Source organism: Psychromonas sp. MB-3u-54 (assembly GCF_002836415.1).
Lineage (GTDB): Bacteria > Pseudomonadota > Gammaproteobacteria > Enterobacterales > Psychromonadaceae > Psychromonas.
In genome coordinates, this window is record NZ_PJBP01000113.1 from 17,412 (window position 1) to 32,994 (window position 15,583).

The window sequence follows — 15,583 nt, forward strand, 5'->3', positions numbered from 1 at the left end:
GATTTTTATAATTGCCTCTACTACTTTAGAAGCTTTTTGATTTTATCCGTATGCTTACTTATGTGCAATATCTTGCTCTTTTTTATTATAACTGTTTGATAACAAATAAGTTGTGTTTAGCAATTATAATTCGGAATAGTTATCTTCTCTAAGGGGTAAAAAGGAGAATGGATAAAATACTACACACCACAGGGGTTAATATCAGCAGACAAGGGAAAGTTTTTTTATTTTTTTGCTATTCTCTGGGAGTGTTGATCTTCTGAGTGCATTTTTACCGGGATTTGCGGGTGTTTTATATAAGCCAGTGCCTGCGTTATGTATCGTTTACATATAAACGATACATGCCTTGCCCAGAACACTTTTAGATTGAATGAAATTCGTACTTCAAAGGTCAGCAGGCCTTAATCCATCCCTAAAAAGCCACCGGTTTGATGAGCCCAAAGCTGTGCATAAATACCTTGCCCTTGAATCAGTTCGCTATGCGTACCCTGCTCAACTATTCGGCCTTCATCCAGAACAATTAACCTGTCCATCGCGGCGATAGTGGATAGGCGATGAGCAATAGCAATAACTGTTTTTCCCTGCATTAAGTTATACAAACTCTCATTGATTGCCGCTTCCACTTCTGAGTCCAGTGCGGATGTTGCTTCATCTAAAACAAGAATGGGGGCATCTTTGAGTAAGACGCGGGCAATCGCAATACGTTGGCGTTGTCCGCCGGATAGTTTTACACCACGTTCACCGACCTGCGCATCATAACCTGTGTTGCCGGTATTATCGGTTAAGCTCAAAATAAATTCATGGGCCTGTGCTCGTTTGGTGGCTTTGATCATATCCTCTTCGGTCGCATCCGGACGCCCGTAAAGAATGTTTTCACGAATCGAGCGGTGCAATAAAGAGGTGTCTTGCGTTACCATGCCGATTTTAAAACGTAAACTTTCCTGCAGAACATCGTTAATGTTCTGCTCATCAATGATAATCCGGCCTTTTTCAACATCATAAAAACGCAGCAGTAAGTTGACCAAAGTCGATTTTCCTGCGCCCGAACGTCCTACTAAACCTATTTTTTCACCTGCTTTTATCTGTAAATTTAGATTAGTGAGAATGCCTTTTTCTTCACCATAATTAAAACTGACATTATCAAAATGTATTGCACCCTGGTTAACCACCAGGGGTTTTGCCTCTTTTTTATCTTCTATAATATTGGGTTTTGCAAGCGTTGACATGCCATCGGTAACGGTGCCGATATTCTCAAAGAGTGAGCTTATTTCCCACATTATCCATTGCGACATACCATTTAAACGCAGGGCTAAGCTTATTGCGATCGCAATGGCGCCGATGGTGATAGCACTTTGCATCCATAATCCGATGGCCAGCGCGGTGATAACAAAAGCTAAAATATAATTTGAAACCTGTACGCTGACATTAAGGCAGGTGACTAAACGCATCTGCCGGTAAACGGTATTCAAAAAGCTTTTCATGCCCTGTTTTGCATAGGCGGACTCGGCATCCGTATGAGCAAAGAGTTTAACCGTTGATATATTGGTATAACTATCAACAATACGCCCGGTCATAGTAGAGCGCGCATCGGCCTGCTCAGTGGCTATTTTTCTTAATTTAGGGAGAAAATGAGTTTGCAGCATGACATAAAGAACTAACCAGATAAGCATCGGAATTGCCAGCCGAAGATCCGCTTTGGCGAGCATCACCACCATAGAAATAAAGTACACTGTGATATAAACCATCACATCGAGCAGCTTCATGACCGTTTCCCTGACGGCTAACGCGGTTTGCATCACCTTAGTTGCAATACGCCCGGCAAAATCGTCCTGATAAAATGAGATGCTTTGTTTGAGCAGATAACGATGCGCGAACCAACGAATAGACATCGGATAGTTACCGAGTAAAACCTGATGCACAACTAATGAGTGGAACAGAATAAGTAACGGGATAATCACCAGTACCATAATTGACATGGCCACTAATGTGCCGCTTTCTTCGCTTAATAAGGTTTCTGGATTTTTAGTGATTAACCAGTCAACGAGCTGGCCCATAAAACCAAATAATTGCACCTCCATAATGGCTAACAAAGCGGTTAAAACCGTCATTAATACCAGTGGTATTTTATAACCATTTGTATAATAAAGACAAAAAGCCAGTAGTGTATTGGGGGGCTGCTTGGGCTCCGCGTCATTAAGTGCGGGGACTATTTTTTCGAAAAAGTTAAACATCTGCTGACCTTTTTGGTTTCTCTATACTCTGCAGCTTACCAATTTGTAAATTTTATATTTTATAAATCAGAAAAACAGTAAGTGAAATGAGTGACGCTTGAGTTTACACTAAGTGCTATATATAAATGTAGATTTTAGTCTTATCTGTCGAACTTTGATCACCTGCTGTTCAAATAAAGACGCATGATTTATGCGGGTAAATTTAAGGCTGGTCGCTTTGTAGAGAAACAAAAAAACAGCGCTATCGGTGATTTTAAGTACATTTTTAAATGCGAGGCGAAGATATGAATAAACCATTTTTTCTGCTGGTCATTTTAAGTGCTGTGCTCACTGCCTGCAAGCAAGAAAAACGACAAAAAATTATTATTCCACGGGTATAATTGGATATCTTGCACTAAGCAAAAACGCTGGAAGATGATTTATTCAAAGCTAAGCTACAACAAGATACAAAACTTAAAGCGTTAAGCTTATAATAATAAAAATGAGAAGGTTAAAGTAAGTATGTCGAAGATAAATTTTGATTGGTTAAATGGATTACCGAAAGTTGAATTACACCTGCATTTAGAGGGCAGTTTAGAGCCTGAGTTAATGTTTGCACTGGCAAAACGTAATAATGTGAAGATCCCTTTTACGTCAGTTGAGCAGATTCAGGAAGCCTACCAATTTAATAATCTGCAGGACTTTTTGAATATCTATTATCAAGGTGCAAATGTATTAGTCGCTGAGCAAGATTTTTATGATTTAACCTGGGCTTATCTGCTGAAATGTCGGCAACAAAATGTACTGCATGTTGAACCCTTTTTTGATCCACAAACCCATACGGCACGCGGTATTGATTTTTCAACGGTTATCAATGGGATAAACCGTGCTTTAGTTGATGGACATAAAAAATTAGGTATCAGCAGTGAATTAATACTGTGTTTTTTACGTCATCTTAGCGAAGATGATGCCTTTATTACATTACAACAGGCCATTCCCCATTTAGATAAAATTAAGGCCGTCGGTTTAGACAGCTCGGAAAAAGGGCATCCACCGGAAAAATTCAGTCGAGTATTTGCCAAAGCGCGGGAGCTGGGATTATTAACCGTGGCTCATGCCGGTGAAGAGGGGCCTGCTGAGTATATCTGGACTGCGCTTAATGATTTGCAGGTCTCACGTGTTGATCATGGTGTGAGTGCCATTTCCGATAAGGCGCTGATGGCGCATTTAATTGCTGCACAGATGCCGTTAACGATTTGTCCGTTATCCAACACCAAGTTGAAGGTATTTTCTGATATGTCTGAGCATACTATTTTACAGATGTTGGAACTTGACGTTTGTGTGACGGTCAATTCCGATGATCCCGCTTATTTCGGCGGTTATATGACCGAAAACTTTGTCGTTTTGAGCGATTCATTAGGCATGACAAAAGCACAAGCAAAACGCTTAGTGAGCAATAGTATTAAGGGCAGCTTCACGTCGCTTGAGTATAAAAACACAATGCAGCAAAAACTTGCTGATTATCATTAATCATTATGGATAATGTGATTAGTCAGTTTGTAAGCTTTTAGCAAGTAAAACTAAAAGCCAAATTATTTGAAGATGCAGATACCTGCGTCTTCAAATAATTTGGGTATGTTGCTCTATTATCAGTCGTTTTTTAAAGTAAGGTTTTGTAAATGAAACATTTTTTCGGTATTTTTTTACGTGGATTAGCAATGGGGGCGGCGGATGTGGTACCCGGTGTTTCCGGGGGGACAATTGCATTTATTACGGGTATTTACTCGGAGTTATTACACAGTCTCAGCCGTTTTAATCTGCAATTTATTACAACGTTAAAAAATCAGGGGATTAAAGCTGCCTGGTTGCATATCAACGGAAATTTTTTACTGAGTTTGGGATTAGGCATTATCGTTAGTATCCTCTCTTTAGCGCGACTTGTTACTTATTTGTTAGACTCCCAGGCCTTATTAGTCTGGTCTTTTTTCTTTGGGCTTATTATCGCGTCTAGTATTTTTGTATTACGGCAAATGCGAGGTTGGAATGTCGGCGGCATTATATTGTTGGTGGCAGGCATTGCCTTAGCGGTTGCTATTGGGCAGCTGCGTCCTGCTGAGGTGGTTGCAAGTAATGCCTATATTTTTATGGCCGGTGCGATTGCTATCTGCGCGATGATATTACCGGGAATTTCAGGCAGTTTTATTCTTTTGCTACTGGGTGTTTACAGCCATGTATTAGGTGCAATCAAAGCATTAGATCTAACTACTCTGGCGTTATTTGGCGGTGGTTGTGTGATCGGTTTGTTGAGTTTCGTGAGGATTTTAACCTGGTTACTGGATCATTATCATCAACGTGTTATTGCGCTGTTAGCGGGATTTATTGCCGGATCTTTATATTTGGTGTGGCCGTGGAAAGAGGTTTTATCTGTGTATACCGACTCACACGGTATTGAAAAACCACTGACTCAAGCCAATGTGCTACCGGCTGATTTTGAGCTGCTAACCGGTCACTCTGCACAGCTTCTGCCTTGTATATTATTAATGATCTCAGGTTTGCTGGTGGTTTTTGCTCTGGAAAAATTGGGTGAGAGAAAAGCATAAATTTGGCTTGATCTGTTAGTTATCCACAATATAAAAGGCGGAAAGTTTATTTGAGCGCCTTTTATATGCCTAATTTATTTTAGTGATTGAGCTAAAAAAGATGTTGATTTAACCACAAATGGCAGGCAACGCCGGCGACATAACCAAGCAAAATAACGGGTGACCAGCGTAAGTGTCCGACAAAGGTATAACTGCCGCGTGCATGTCCCATCAGCGCAACACCGGCAGCCGATCCGATGGATAACAAACTGCCACCAATACCGGCTGTTAATGTAACCAATAACCATTGCCCTAAGGCCATATCCGGTTGCATGGTTAAAACCGCAAACATAACCGGAATATTGTCGATAACCGCACTCAATAACCCCACGGCAATGTTGGCATACGTCGGATCCCACTGGGTATACATAAGAGTCGAGACCAGTTCCAGGTAACCTATATATCCCAGACCACCGACACACATCACCACGCCATAAAAGAATAACAGTGTATCCCATTCGGCTTGAGCAATACGGTTAAAGACATCAAAAGGCACAACATGGCCCAGATAATTCAACCTTTGATCGTCGCCACTGGCAATGGCGCTGGCTCTTTTTTTGGCGAGACTTGAGGCTAATGTTTGACGTAAAAAATAGCCGAAAAATTGTAAATACCCTAAGCCCATCATCATGCCCAATACGGGCGGTAGATTAAATAAACTAAAGCTTGCGACAGCCGTTGAAATAGTAAATAAAAACAGTGCGATAATCCGTTTTGCGCCGCGTTTTAATTCAACCCGCTCGGACATATCACTGATTGGCCCCTTACCAATAAAGAATGACATGATTAATGCCGGCAGTATAAAACTGACCAGAGAGGGGATGAATAATACTAAAAACTGATCAAATGCCACTAGCCCTTTTTGCCAAACCATCAATGTGGTTATATCACCAAAGGGGCTAAATGCCCCCCCCGCATTGGAGGCCACCACTATGTTGATACAAGCAAGATTGATAAATTGTTTTTTGCCGGGGGCCACTTTGATAACGACTGCGCACATTAACAAAGCGGTGGTTAAATTGTCGGCAATAGGAGAAATGAAAAAGGCCAGTACGCCGGTAAGCCAGAATAAACTGCGATAGGATAAACGCTTATGGACTATCCAGCTGCGCAGGGCATCAAATAAACGGCGCTCTTCCATGGCGTTGATATAAGTCATAGCGACTAACAAAAACAGCAATAACTCGGAATATTCCAGAAGGTTATGACGAAATGTCAACTGCACCGTTTCAGCATCACTGGTGCCATAAGCATGCCAGCCAATGGCCAGCCAAATTAAACCTGCGGCAACTAACACCGGTTTCGATTTTCGCAACTGCAGAATCTCTTCGCCTGCCACTAACAAATATGCGAGCACAAAGATGATCAGTGCAAACCACGCAACGGGCGTGCCGACCATTGATGTTTCAGGTTGACTGGCCAGTGCGCCAAAACTTGATAGGGTTAAGATTAACGTAAATAGGATTCTAAATTTCACCATACTCTTCCTGTCGGCAATGAATTAATTTTTCATTTTTGAAGCGCGGATTACAGTCTCGAACAGCAACTTTGTCCCGTTGGAAATCATGGCACGAGCTCCCTAAAAATACTATGACAGGCGCTTGATTTTTGGATTTTTCAGAAAAAATCCAACAAGGAAGATAAATAATCAGGCGGTGTTATTCGTTATTTGCAAAATAGACCGGGTAAAAGTTAAATATCTCCGGGTAGTGTTTTTTCACTATGCGGTTGAATGTGCCATCTGCTCGAATTTTTTGTAAATAAGCATTAAAGGCCAGCCGTAATTTTGGTGCGCTTTTTGGAAAAACAACCGCCATTCTCTGCTCTTCTGAAATCGGGCCAATCGCTTTAATGGCACCGGACCAGGTATTAAGGGCGGCAAGCCCATCAACAACATCAACCAACGTAGTTTCAGCACTATTTTTAATAATAGAGAGAATTATCTCATTTAGTTTTTGATTAGCGCGTGAGTATAAAACTTGCGCACCGACGGCTTTTAGATTGTATAAATTGGGATCCAGAGAAGTGTGTTGTTTCCCTAAGACCTGGCGGCCATTGAGTTGCTTTTTCACATTTTTTATATCATCGAGGATAGAGCCGCTGGGAATAATAGGTTGCAGAGTAGAATCGGAGCGGGCGAATAACCAGATACCCGCAGGGAAATAGTCATCTGAAAAGTCCACTATATTTTTGCGCCAATCCAGAATAGTGGCTCCGCCGGCGAAAAGATCTCCCTGGATTTTTTGTTGCTTGCCAAAAACGATCTGCTGATCAATATATTTTGCATTTTGGCCCGTTAATAAGCCAAACACGTTATCAGCTCTGCCTTTAACAAATTGGTATTCAACACCCAGATAAACAGCGAAACCGCGTATTATATCAACATCAAAACCACCTTCGTTCCATTTATCCTCGGTCGGCGAGATGGTTACAAAATTGGCATAGGGAACACCAATATGCCGTAGTACTCCCGCCGCTTTAACGTCATGCAAATCTCCCGCGATAAGCGTCTCTGCGAAGAGGCTGAGATAACTTAACAAAACTATTCTTAAGAGACTTTTCATTTTTATATTTAATCCCATCAATCTTTCTTGATTAATCATTGTTTTATCTACTCTTAGTGGCGCATTAAATAAAGAACACCGCGGAGTTATTTATAAAAATTTTATTGATTCTAACTTGATCGCCGCTTTTTGTGTGTATTTAGTCGTTTTTTTGTGAGTTTTATTTTTTTAATTAAAGCTTAACGAAATTAATTGGCCAGATGCTCCTGCAGATTTTTAATAATTTGCGCTGTTGCTCCCCAAATTAATCTGTTTTGGTACGCAATACAGTAAGTGAAGTGATGCTTTTTATTGGCAAAAAAATGTTGTTTATAATAATTGTTTTTATCTAACAGGTAGGCAAGGGGCACTTCAAAAACACTGCGGACTTCTTGCTTATCAATTAAGATAGTATGCTCATTATCGATAAAACCGAGAAAAGGGCTAATCATAAATCCACTTCCTGTCGGCAGATTAGGCAATGAACCAAAGAGACTTACCTGACTCTGTAAAATACCGATCTCTTCTTCCGTTTCACGCAGGGCGGTTTGCTGTAAAGAATGATCCGTTAGTTCATATCGGCCGCCGGGGAAGCTAATTTGCCCCGGGTGGTGACGTAGATGTAAAGCCCGCTCGGTAAATATTAGGTTTAAGCCATTCTGGCGTTTTATCAAAGGTAATAAAACAGCGGCTTTTTTTAACCCTTGTTGGTTTAAATTAAAGGGTGTTTTATATGCCAGCAGGTCAGAAATATTTTGTCTATTATGAAATAAGAAACGATTTAAAAAAATGTGTTTATTCATTCAAAAAAACCTAAAAAATATTGGGTGTATTAATCATAACAGCAAATGACTGCAGGGTATAAAGTTGCGCTTAAGGCTCTAAGGCTCTAAAGCTCTAAAGCTTTAAGGCGTTAGAGCCTTAACCTAGCGGTTTTACAGCTTTTTTGGCAATCAATAAGGCACGTTTTGGTGCCGGGTGACCTTCCACTGTTCTGCTGGGATCGTTAGGATCCAGGTAATCCTCCAGAGATTCATTGGTCATCCAGGCTGTACTGCGCTGCTCGCCGCTTAAGGTGTCGTTAATATCGGCAATGCGCACATTCTCAAAACCGCACTTTTCGACCCAGAGTTTTAATGCTTGTGCGCTGGGTAAAAACCAGATATTACGCATTTTTGCATATCTGTCCTGAGGTACTAAAACGGCATTTTCATCCCCGCCAATAACGAGTGTTTCAAGTACCAGTTCGCCCCCTTCGACCAACTGATCCTGCAACTGGGTAATATGATCCATGGGTGATTTTCTGTGGTATAAAACCCCCATTGAAAAGACCGTATCAAAAGCGCCTAATTTAGGCAGTTCCTGAATACCTAAAGGTAATAAATGTACATTTTGATCTTTATTGGCAAAATGGCGGACGGCTTCAAACTGGCATAAAAACAGCTCGCTGGGATCAATGCCAACAACAAATTCAGCTCCTTCACCGCGCATACGCCACATATGATAACCGCTGCCGCAACCCACATCTAAGACATAACGGTATTTAAGGGGGCTGATATGCGGCAGCAGCCGATCCCATTTCCAATCACTGCGCCATTCTGTATCAATATGAATACCGTGAATGACAAAGGGGCCTTTACGCCAGGGATGAAATTTTTGTAATAAATTTTCCAGTTTCTTGGTTTCACCCGCTGATAATTCAGTGGCAGATCCTATCTCAACACAATCTTTAAGTTCGATATGATTGGTTTTAATATCAGGAAACTTATTTAAAATTCGAATCCAACTGGCTAACTGGCCATGCACATGGGTATTTTCCCATTCATGCAACTGCATTGGCAGAGTCCGTAGCCAGTGGCTTAAACGGTTTTTAGCGATGCTGCTGTAGAAGTTTGTAAAGTCGATCATGGAGAACCTTGTGATGATTTTATATTTATTTTCCCTTTTGAAGGGTTATTTAATGCTTATTGTTAACCCATATTAATTTAAAGGGTTATTTAATGCTTATTGTTAACCCATATTAATTTAAGGTTATTTAATGCTGATGCAGATTGTTAACCCATATTAACTTAAAGGTTATTTAATGCTGATTATTAACCCATATTAATTTAAAGGTTATTTACTGCTGATGCTGATTGTTAAGCCATCTTAACTTAAGGTTATTTAATGCTGATTGTTAAGCCATATTAATTTAAAGGTTATTTACTGCTGATGCTGATTGTTAAGCCCTCTTAACTTAAAGGTTATTTAATGCTGATTATTAACCCATATTAATTTAAAGGTTATTTACTGCTGATGCTGATTGTTAAGCCATCTTAATTTAAAAGGTTATTTAATGCTGATGATTGAGCCAAAATTAAAATATTGGTACCAGAGATTGTTATGTTTGAATCCGGCTTTTTGTAAACGTGAATAATGTTGTTCTACGGTATCGGCAATTAAAACGTTATCTAATGATGCACGTTTCTGGCTGATCTCAAGTTCACTGTAACCCTGACTGCGTTTAAAGTCTAAATGCAGATCGTTTAATAGCTGCTGATTAAGGGGATCCTCAAAAACAAATTTTTCCGACAGCACTAACACCCCGCCGGGTAATAAGCCGTTATAGATATTGGTCAGCAGGCTTAAGCGTTTTTCAGGTGTCAAAAACTGCAGGGTGAAATTTAGAATCACCACGGAGGCATTTTCAATGTGGATATTACAAATATCATCACATAATACCTGAACAGGTGTATCTGATTTATAAGCGTGAATATACTGCTCACAGCGTTCAACCATTTGCTGTGAGTTGTCCACCGCAATGATTTGGCATCCCGCTTTATTCAGCCCGCGACGCATCGATAGGGTTGCTGCACCAAGCGAGCAGCCTAAATCGTAGAGATTACTGTTTTCAACTGCGCAGCGTTCCGTGATAGTACCGATGCTGTTAATAATGGTTTCATAACCGGGCACCGAGCGTTTGATCATATCCGGGAATACCTGCACGACCTGCTCGTCAAAACTAAATCCGTCGATCTGTGCGCGCTGTTTGCTGTAGATATTGTCCGTTTTACTCATGTTAGTTTACCCGTTAGTGATTCATGCCGAGATGTTGCGCCGTATTTTACTTAAAATAAAGCAGATGGTCATTTTTTTATTTAGCTGTGTTGCTATTAACTGTTTTCTTCTATAATGCACGCATTATTTTTATATGATATTTAAAACAGGAATCGATAATGCGCACTATGTATTGTGGCGAAGTGACTGAAGCCGTCTTAGGTCAGGAAATTCAGTTAGTAGGTTGGATCAACAAACAGCGTGATTTAGGCGGTGTTATCTTTTTAGATATGCGCGACCGTGCCGGCATTGTACAAGTGTTTTTTGATGCCGATACACCCGTTGCAACGGCGCTTGCTACTACGGTACGTAATGAATTCTGTATTCAAATTAAAGGCTTAGTTCGTGCGCGTCCCGAAGGTCAAGTTAATAAAGATATGACCACCGGCGGGATTGAAATTCTCGGGCTTGAACTGGAAATATTAAATCGTTCCGAGCCATTACCCCTTGACAGCAACCAGCAGAACAGTGAAGAGCAGCGTTTACGTTATCGTTATCTCGATTTACGTCGCCCCGAAATGGCCAAACGGATGCAGTTCCGCGCGAAAGTAAGCAGTTTTGTGCGTCGTTTCCTTGATGATCAGGATTTTTTAGACGTTGAAACGCCTATTTTGACCAAAGCGACACCGGAAGGCGCGCGTGATTATTTAGTGCCAAGCCGAACCCATAAAGGGAAATTTTTTGCATTGCCGCAATCTCCACAGCTGTTTAAACAGTTATTAATGATGTCCGGTATGGATCGTTATTACCAAATCGTTAAATGTTTCCGTGATGAAGATTTACGTGCCGACCGCCAGCCTGAATTTACCCAAATAGATATTGAAACCTCTTTTATGAATGCGGATCAGGTGATGGAGATCAGCGAAGAGATGATAGTGAAGCTTTTCAAAGAGATGCTCAATGTTGATTTAGGTAACTTCCCTAAAATGACCTACGCAGAGGCACTGCGTCGTTTCGGCAGTGATAAACCGGATCTGCGTATTGATTTTGAACTGTATGATGTTGCTGATTTAATGAAAGAGGTTGAATTTAACGTCTTCTCCGGTCCTGCAAATGATGCGGACAGCCGTGTTGCCGTTATCTGTGTACCGGGTGGCGCAAAACTTTCGCGTAAAAATATTGATGAATATGGCAAATTTGTCACTATCTACGGTGCTAAAGGCTTAGCATGGATGAAAGTCAATGAAGTGGCTAAAGGTTTACAGGGTGTACAATCACCGGTTGCTAAATTCTTAAATGAAGAAATTGTCACGGAATTACTTAGCCGTACGGGCGCAAAAGATGGTGATATCATTCTATTTGGCGCCGACAAATCAAATATTGTCAGCGAAGCTATCGGCGCATTACGTCTTAAAGTCGCTCAAGACCTGGGACTGGTTAAAGATCAGTGGAAACCACTTTGGGTGATTGACTTCCCAATGTTTGAACCGCTGGACGATGGCGGATTAACTCCGCTGCACCATCCCTTTACCGCTCCTATTAATTTAACGGTTGAAGAATTGGAAGCAAATCCGGTTGGCGCTATCTCCAATGCCTACGATATGGTCTTAAATGGTTGTGAACTCGGTGGTGGTAGTGTGCGTATCCATAAACAGGATATGCAGGCGGCTATTTTCCGCATTCTAAATATCAGCGATGAAGAAGCTGAAGATAAATTTGGTTTCTTATTAGAAGCCCTTAAATACGGTGCTCCACCGCATGCAGGTTTAGCCTTTGGTTTAGACCGTTTAGTGATGTTAATGACCGGCACAAGCTCAATTCGTGACGTCATTGCTTTCCCGAAAACAGCTTCTGCTGCCTGTCCTTTAACCCATGCGCCAAGTTTCGCTAACCCCGCGGTACTGGCTGAGTTAAACGTTGCAGTTGTTGCCGATCCAAAGAAAGATGCGGCTGAATAAAATAACCGCTTAGAAAATAAATGAAAGGGGGGATGGCAATAGTCATTGCCCTTTTTTTATTTGTTGGTTTAGTTTCGAGCCGTCAGCCGTCAGCCGTCAGCCGTCAGCTTTCAAGCCTTCCCGCCGTCAGCCTTCAAGCCTTCGAGCTTTGAGCTTCTGGCGTTGCAACACTAAGGTTTATTAAAAAAAGGTTAGATTAGTCTAAATTAAAACGTGTAACCAAGACCCAACATCACAGACACTGGATCGATTTCAGTGCCGATAGTAGTATTATCGACATGAACATCAGTATCAATATCCATATACCAAACAGAAGCGTTAGCAAACCAATGTTCATCAAGTTTTACATCCAAACCAGCTTGAACAGTCCCACCCAGAGAATTATCTACGCTAACATCCGCTCCACCTAAAGCATCTCCATGCTCTTTTTCATCAAAGAAAATAGTATAGTTCACACCCGCACCAACATAAGGACGAACTTTACTATCAGGCTTACCAAAATAGTATTGCACCATCAAAGAAGGGGGTAAGTGAGAGACTTCAGCTACTTTATTGTCACCTAGAGAAACATCATGTGTAAAGGGGGTCGCTAAAAGCAACTCGACACCTATATTATCCGTTGTCATATAAGTAAATGTGGCCGCAGCTTGAGTATCATCATCAACTTTCAACACATTGTCACTGCTTTCCGTTGGCATAACAATAGCAGCACCACCCCGAACAAATAAATCACCAGCATTATGAGCAAGCGCAGCAGAAGAACAAAGGGCAGAAACAAGTGCAACGGAGAGAATAGCTTTCATCATCAGATTCCTTTTTATCAAATAAAATATCAATGACATGCAAGCTAACAAGCATCATGCAGGGAACTATTAATCTAGATCAATATTTGCTTAAAGTTCATCTGCAAGTGTTATAAAACCCCAACATAAGTCAATAAAAAGAAAAAATTTAGAATTAAATACTTTTGCTTCGAGTTTCGAGTTTCGAGCTTTCAGCCGTCAAGCCTTCCCGCCTTTAGCCTCTACCTTTAAGCCTTTTACTCTTCCAGCTCCGCATAAAAAGGAAAATATTCTATAATTAGACTGAGATTGAAAAATAATTCAATGTCATGGTTGTGTAAAAAAATTAACGAGAGGTGGTCTATGAAGAACATATTGATCAGTGTGGTTTTTACATTACTTGCTCTTTTTGGGACTGGTACTTTGGTTGCAAAATATTATGGAGAAGATGCAGAAAAAGAGCTTGTATCTCCATTAGTTGCGCTTGATGTTGTAGAAGTATCCCATTTGACATTTATGCGCGAAGAAAAAAAACTCGCACGTGATCTGTACTTAACTCTGGCCGAGCAATATCCACAGCAAAAATTTTTTAAGCTTATCGCTGCGCGTGCAGAGCAAATTCATACCGATAGCATGCGTGACCAACTGGAGATGTTTAATTTGCCAGATCCAAACCCTAATAGCGATAATTTCCCCGATACTATAGGTGTTTTTACCGGAATTGAATGGGGCTGGTACTTTACTGAACAGTATGACTTTTTAACGGATCAAGGCATGATCAGCGAGCTGGAAGCTTTATACGTCGGTGCTTATATTGAAGAGCTGGACATTAAAAACATTAAGCTTTGTCCGGAAGTGATGATTGAGAGTGGATACCCTTCTCCATGCGGTTTAGCTTATACCACTCAAAATGACTTACAAAGGGCATATCGCTCATTACTCAGCGGATCAGAAGAGTACCTGCGCATTTTTGTGAGGCGGATCGAGACGGTGATCGGAGAGGGGGATTATGAGGCTCAATATCTAACTCAGGCTGAAGTGGATGCCATTCTAGGGCGTTGATTTACAGGCTTGCTGATTGAGTGTCTCGCTTATGCTGTCCAACCTTTTAGCTTCGAGCTTCGAGCTTTGAGTTTCGAGCTTTGAGTTTTGAGCTTCGAGCTTTGAGTTTCGAGTTTTGAGTTTTGAGTTTCGAGCTTCGAGTTTCGAGTTTTGAGCTTCGAGTTTCGAGCCTTTTAGCTTCAGGCCTTTTAGCTTCAGGACTTTTAGCTTCAAGCCTTTTAGCTTCAAGCCTTTTAGCTTCAGGCCTTTTAGCTTCAGGCCTTTTAGCTTCAGGCCTTCGAGCTTCTAGCATTCCAGCCTTCAAGCAGTCTAGCCTTCGTCCTGTTAGCAGATCTATTGTATAGATTGCCGTTATCTGAACAAAAGTGTAGTCTCTAACGTCTACAAAAAATGGACGCGTATGCAGCACTTTGGTATAGAGGTATAATGCAAGTTTATAAAGATGACGCAATAAATTGGCTTTCAACGCTTGCAGATGCGAGCGTTGATCTATTAATTACAGATCCACCCTATGAATCACTGGAGAAACATCGGAAAATCGGCACAACGACAAGACTGAAAGTGAGTAAAGCATCAAGCAATGAATGGTTTCGTATATTATCAAATGATCGTTTTGAAAGCTTACTAACCGAGGTATACCGAGTCCTAAAGAAAAACTCACATTTCTATTTATTCTGTGATCAAGAAACAATGTTTTTAATAAAGCCGATTGCTGAAAAAGTAGGTTTTAAATTTTGGAAGCCAATTATCTGGGATAAGGTTTGTATTGGCATGGGGTATCACTACCGAGCCCGCCATGAATATATTCTGTTTTTTGAAAAAGGTAAGAAAAAATTAAATAATTTGGCCACGCCAGATATCCTTGAATACAAACGCGTTTTTCGGGGTTACCCAACGGAAAAGCCTGTACCGCTAATGGAAACCTTGATTTCACAAAGCAGTGTTAAGGGGGAATTGGTGATCGATCCTTTTTTTGGCTCAGGGGCAACGTTGGTGGCGGCACAAAATCTGGAACGCCGATATAGCGGCTGCGATCTTTCAGAGTCGGCGCACCAACACTATCAAAATAGAATGCTTGAAAAACGATAAGTCGTTTAACTGGACAGCCAGCCCTTTTTGACGGATCAGCACTTTTACCTGCTATATAATGCGTTTTTATATACTCGACTAGAAGCAGGTATAATCCAATGACGCTTTTTATTAATCCCCCCTTGCTGATATTTCCTCTTGTCAGCGCATTTTTCGTTGTGTTAGCCGCGCCTTCACGCTTTATCGCCTTCACGCTTTATCGCCTTCACGCTTTATGGCCTTCACGCTTTATGGCCTTCACGCTTTATGGCCTTCACGCTTTAT

At 41.1% G+C, this 15,583-nt stretch carries 12 protein-coding genes; 5 read left to right on the top strand and 7 right to left on the bottom strand.

Translation table 11 applies throughout. The features are described 5' to 3' along the window. Positions 1-401: 401 nt before the first annotated feature. Positions 402-2,231, bottom strand: coding sequence for an ABC transporter ATP-binding protein (locus CXF72_RS05760; protein ID WP_101037614.1), 1,830 nt, complete (start codon positions 2,229-2,231; stop codon positions 402-404). Positions 2,232-2,732: 501 nt separating this feature from the next. Between CXF72_RS05760 and CXF72_RS05765 the strand changes: the two genes are divergently transcribed. Together CXF72_RS05765 and CXF72_RS05770 are read left to right on the top strand one after the other, a co-directional pair. Next, positions 2,733-3,740, top strand: a complete 1,008-nt coding sequence (locus tag CXF72_RS05765; RefSeq protein WP_101037616.1) for an adenosine deaminase — start codon at positions 2,733-2,735, stop codon at positions 3,738-3,740. 149 nt (positions 3,741-3,889) lie between these two features. Continuing rightward, positions 3,890-4,810, top strand: coding sequence for a DUF368 domain-containing protein (locus CXF72_RS05770; protein WP_101037618.1), 921 nt, complete (start codon positions 3,890-3,892; stop codon positions 4,808-4,810). A gap of 91 nt (positions 4,811-4,901) precedes the next feature. On the opposite strand, the gene nhaD is transcribed toward CXF72_RS05770, so the two are convergent. The 5 genes from nhaD to cmoA form a co-directional block, all read right to left on the bottom strand. After that, the gene (nhaD, locus tag CXF72_RS05775) at positions 4,902-6,329 is read right to left on the bottom strand and encodes a sodium:proton antiporter NhaD (protein ID WP_101037620.1); all 1,428 of its coding nucleotides are present in this window, start codon (positions 6,327-6,329) and stop codon (positions 4,902-4,904) included. 178 nt (positions 6,330-6,507) lie between these two features. Then, entirely contained in the window at positions 6,508-7,452 is a 945-nt protein-coding gene (locus CXF72_RS05780) for a transporter substrate-binding domain-containing protein (protein ID WP_232784893.1), read from the bottom strand. A 149-nt stretch (positions 7,453-7,601) separates the two neighbouring features. Further along, positions 7,602-8,195 (bottom strand): CoA pyrophosphatase, encoded by a 594-nt coding sequence (locus tag CXF72_RS05785; protein ID WP_101037622.1) that lies wholly within the window; start codon positions 8,193-8,195, stop codon positions 7,602-7,604. Positions 8,196-8,313: 118 nt separating this feature from the next. Beyond that, the gene (cmoB, locus tag CXF72_RS05790) at positions 8,314-9,300 is read right to left on the bottom strand and encodes a tRNA 5-methoxyuridine(34)/uridine 5-oxyacetic acid(34) synthase CmoB (RefSeq protein WP_101037624.1); all 987 of its coding nucleotides are present in this window, start codon (positions 9,298-9,300) and stop codon (positions 8,314-8,316) included. A 420-nt stretch (positions 9,301-9,720) separates the two neighbouring features. Further along, positions 9,721-10,449 (bottom strand): carboxy-S-adenosyl-L-methionine synthase CmoA, encoded by a 729-nt coding sequence (gene cmoA / locus CXF72_RS05795; protein ID WP_101037626.1) that lies wholly within the window; start codon positions 10,447-10,449, stop codon positions 9,721-9,723. A 158-nt stretch (positions 10,450-10,607) separates the two neighbouring features. On the opposite strand from cmoA, the gene aspS reads away from it, so the two are divergent. Beyond that, a complete protein-coding gene (gene aspS / locus CXF72_RS05800) occupies positions 10,608-12,386 on the top strand; it encodes an aspartate--tRNA ligase (RefSeq protein ID WP_101037628.1) in 1,779 nt (592 codons plus the stop codon). A gap of 206 nt (positions 12,387-12,592) precedes the next feature. On the opposite strand, the gene CXF72_RS05805 is transcribed toward aspS, so the two are convergent. Beyond that, positions 12,593-13,192 carry an OmpW family outer membrane protein gene (locus CXF72_RS05805; protein ID WP_101037630.1) on the bottom strand — a complete coding sequence of 200 codons (600 nt, stop codon included), beginning with the start codon at positions 13,190-13,192 and terminating at the stop codon, positions 12,593-12,595. 339 nt (positions 13,193-13,531) lie between these two features. On the opposite strand from CXF72_RS05805, the gene CXF72_RS05810 reads away from it, so the two are divergent. Together CXF72_RS05810 and CXF72_RS05820 are read left to right on the top strand one after the other, a co-directional pair. Further along, on the top strand, positions 13,532-14,230 hold the full coding sequence (locus CXF72_RS05810) for a DUF2202 domain-containing protein (RefSeq protein ID WP_157823199.1): 699 nt from the start codon (positions 13,532-13,534) through the stop codon (positions 14,228-14,230). A 426-nt stretch (positions 14,231-14,656) separates the two neighbouring features. Further along, positions 14,657-15,319: a DNA-methyltransferase gene (locus CXF72_RS05820; protein WP_198552519.1), complete on the top strand. Its 663-nt coding sequence runs from the start codon at positions 14,657-14,659 to the stop codon at positions 15,317-15,319. The last annotated feature ends 264 nt before the right edge of the window (positions 15,320-15,583 follow it).

What these genes read in the sequence shown, in the direction of transcription:
- CXF72_RS05770 (WP_101037618.1), top strand. Translation starts at nt 3,890, where the DNA reads ATGAAACATTTTTTCGGTATTTTTTTACGTGGATTAGCAATGGGGGCG.
- CXF72_RS05810 (WP_157823199.1), top strand. Translation starts at nt 13,532, where the DNA reads ATGAAGAACATATTGATCAGTGTGGTTTTTACATTACTTGCTCTTTTT.
- cmoA (WP_101037626.1), bottom strand. Translation starts at nt 10,449, where the DNA reads ATGAGTAAAACGGACAATATCTACAGCAAACAGCGCGCACAGATCGAC.
- CXF72_RS05805 (WP_101037630.1), bottom strand. Translation starts at nt 13,192, where the DNA reads ATGATGAAAGCTATTCTCTCCGTTGCACTTGTTTCTGCCCTTTGTTCT.
- CXF72_RS05760 (WP_101037614.1), bottom strand. Translation starts at nt 2,231, where the DNA reads ATGTTTAACTTTTTCGAAAAAATAGTCCCCGCACTTAATGACGCGGAG.
- CXF72_RS05765 (WP_101037616.1), top strand. Translation starts at nt 2,733, where the DNA reads ATGTCGAAGATAAATTTTGATTGGTTAAATGGATTACCGAAAGTTGAA.
- cmoB (WP_101037624.1), bottom strand. Translation starts at nt 9,300, where the DNA reads ATGATCGACTTTACAAACTTCTACAGCAGCATCGCTAAAAACCGTTTA.
- CXF72_RS05785 (WP_101037622.1), bottom strand. Translation starts at nt 8,195, where the DNA reads ATGAATAAACACATTTTTTTAAATCGTTTCTTATTTCATAATAGACAA.
- nhaD (WP_101037620.1), bottom strand. Translation starts at nt 6,329, where the DNA reads ATGGTGAAATTTAGAATCCTATTTACGTTAATCTTAACCCTATCAAGT.
- aspS (WP_101037628.1), top strand. Translation starts at nt 10,608, where the DNA reads ATGCGCACTATGTATTGTGGCGAAGTGACTGAAGCCGTCTTAGGTCAG.
- CXF72_RS05780 (WP_232784893.1), bottom strand. Translation starts at nt 7,452, where the DNA reads ATGATTAATCAAGAAAGATTGATGGGATTAAATATAAAAATGAAAAGT.
- CXF72_RS05820 (WP_198552519.1), top strand. Translation starts at nt 14,657, where the DNA reads ATGCAAGTTTATAAAGATGACGCAATAAATTGGCTTTCAACGCTTGCA.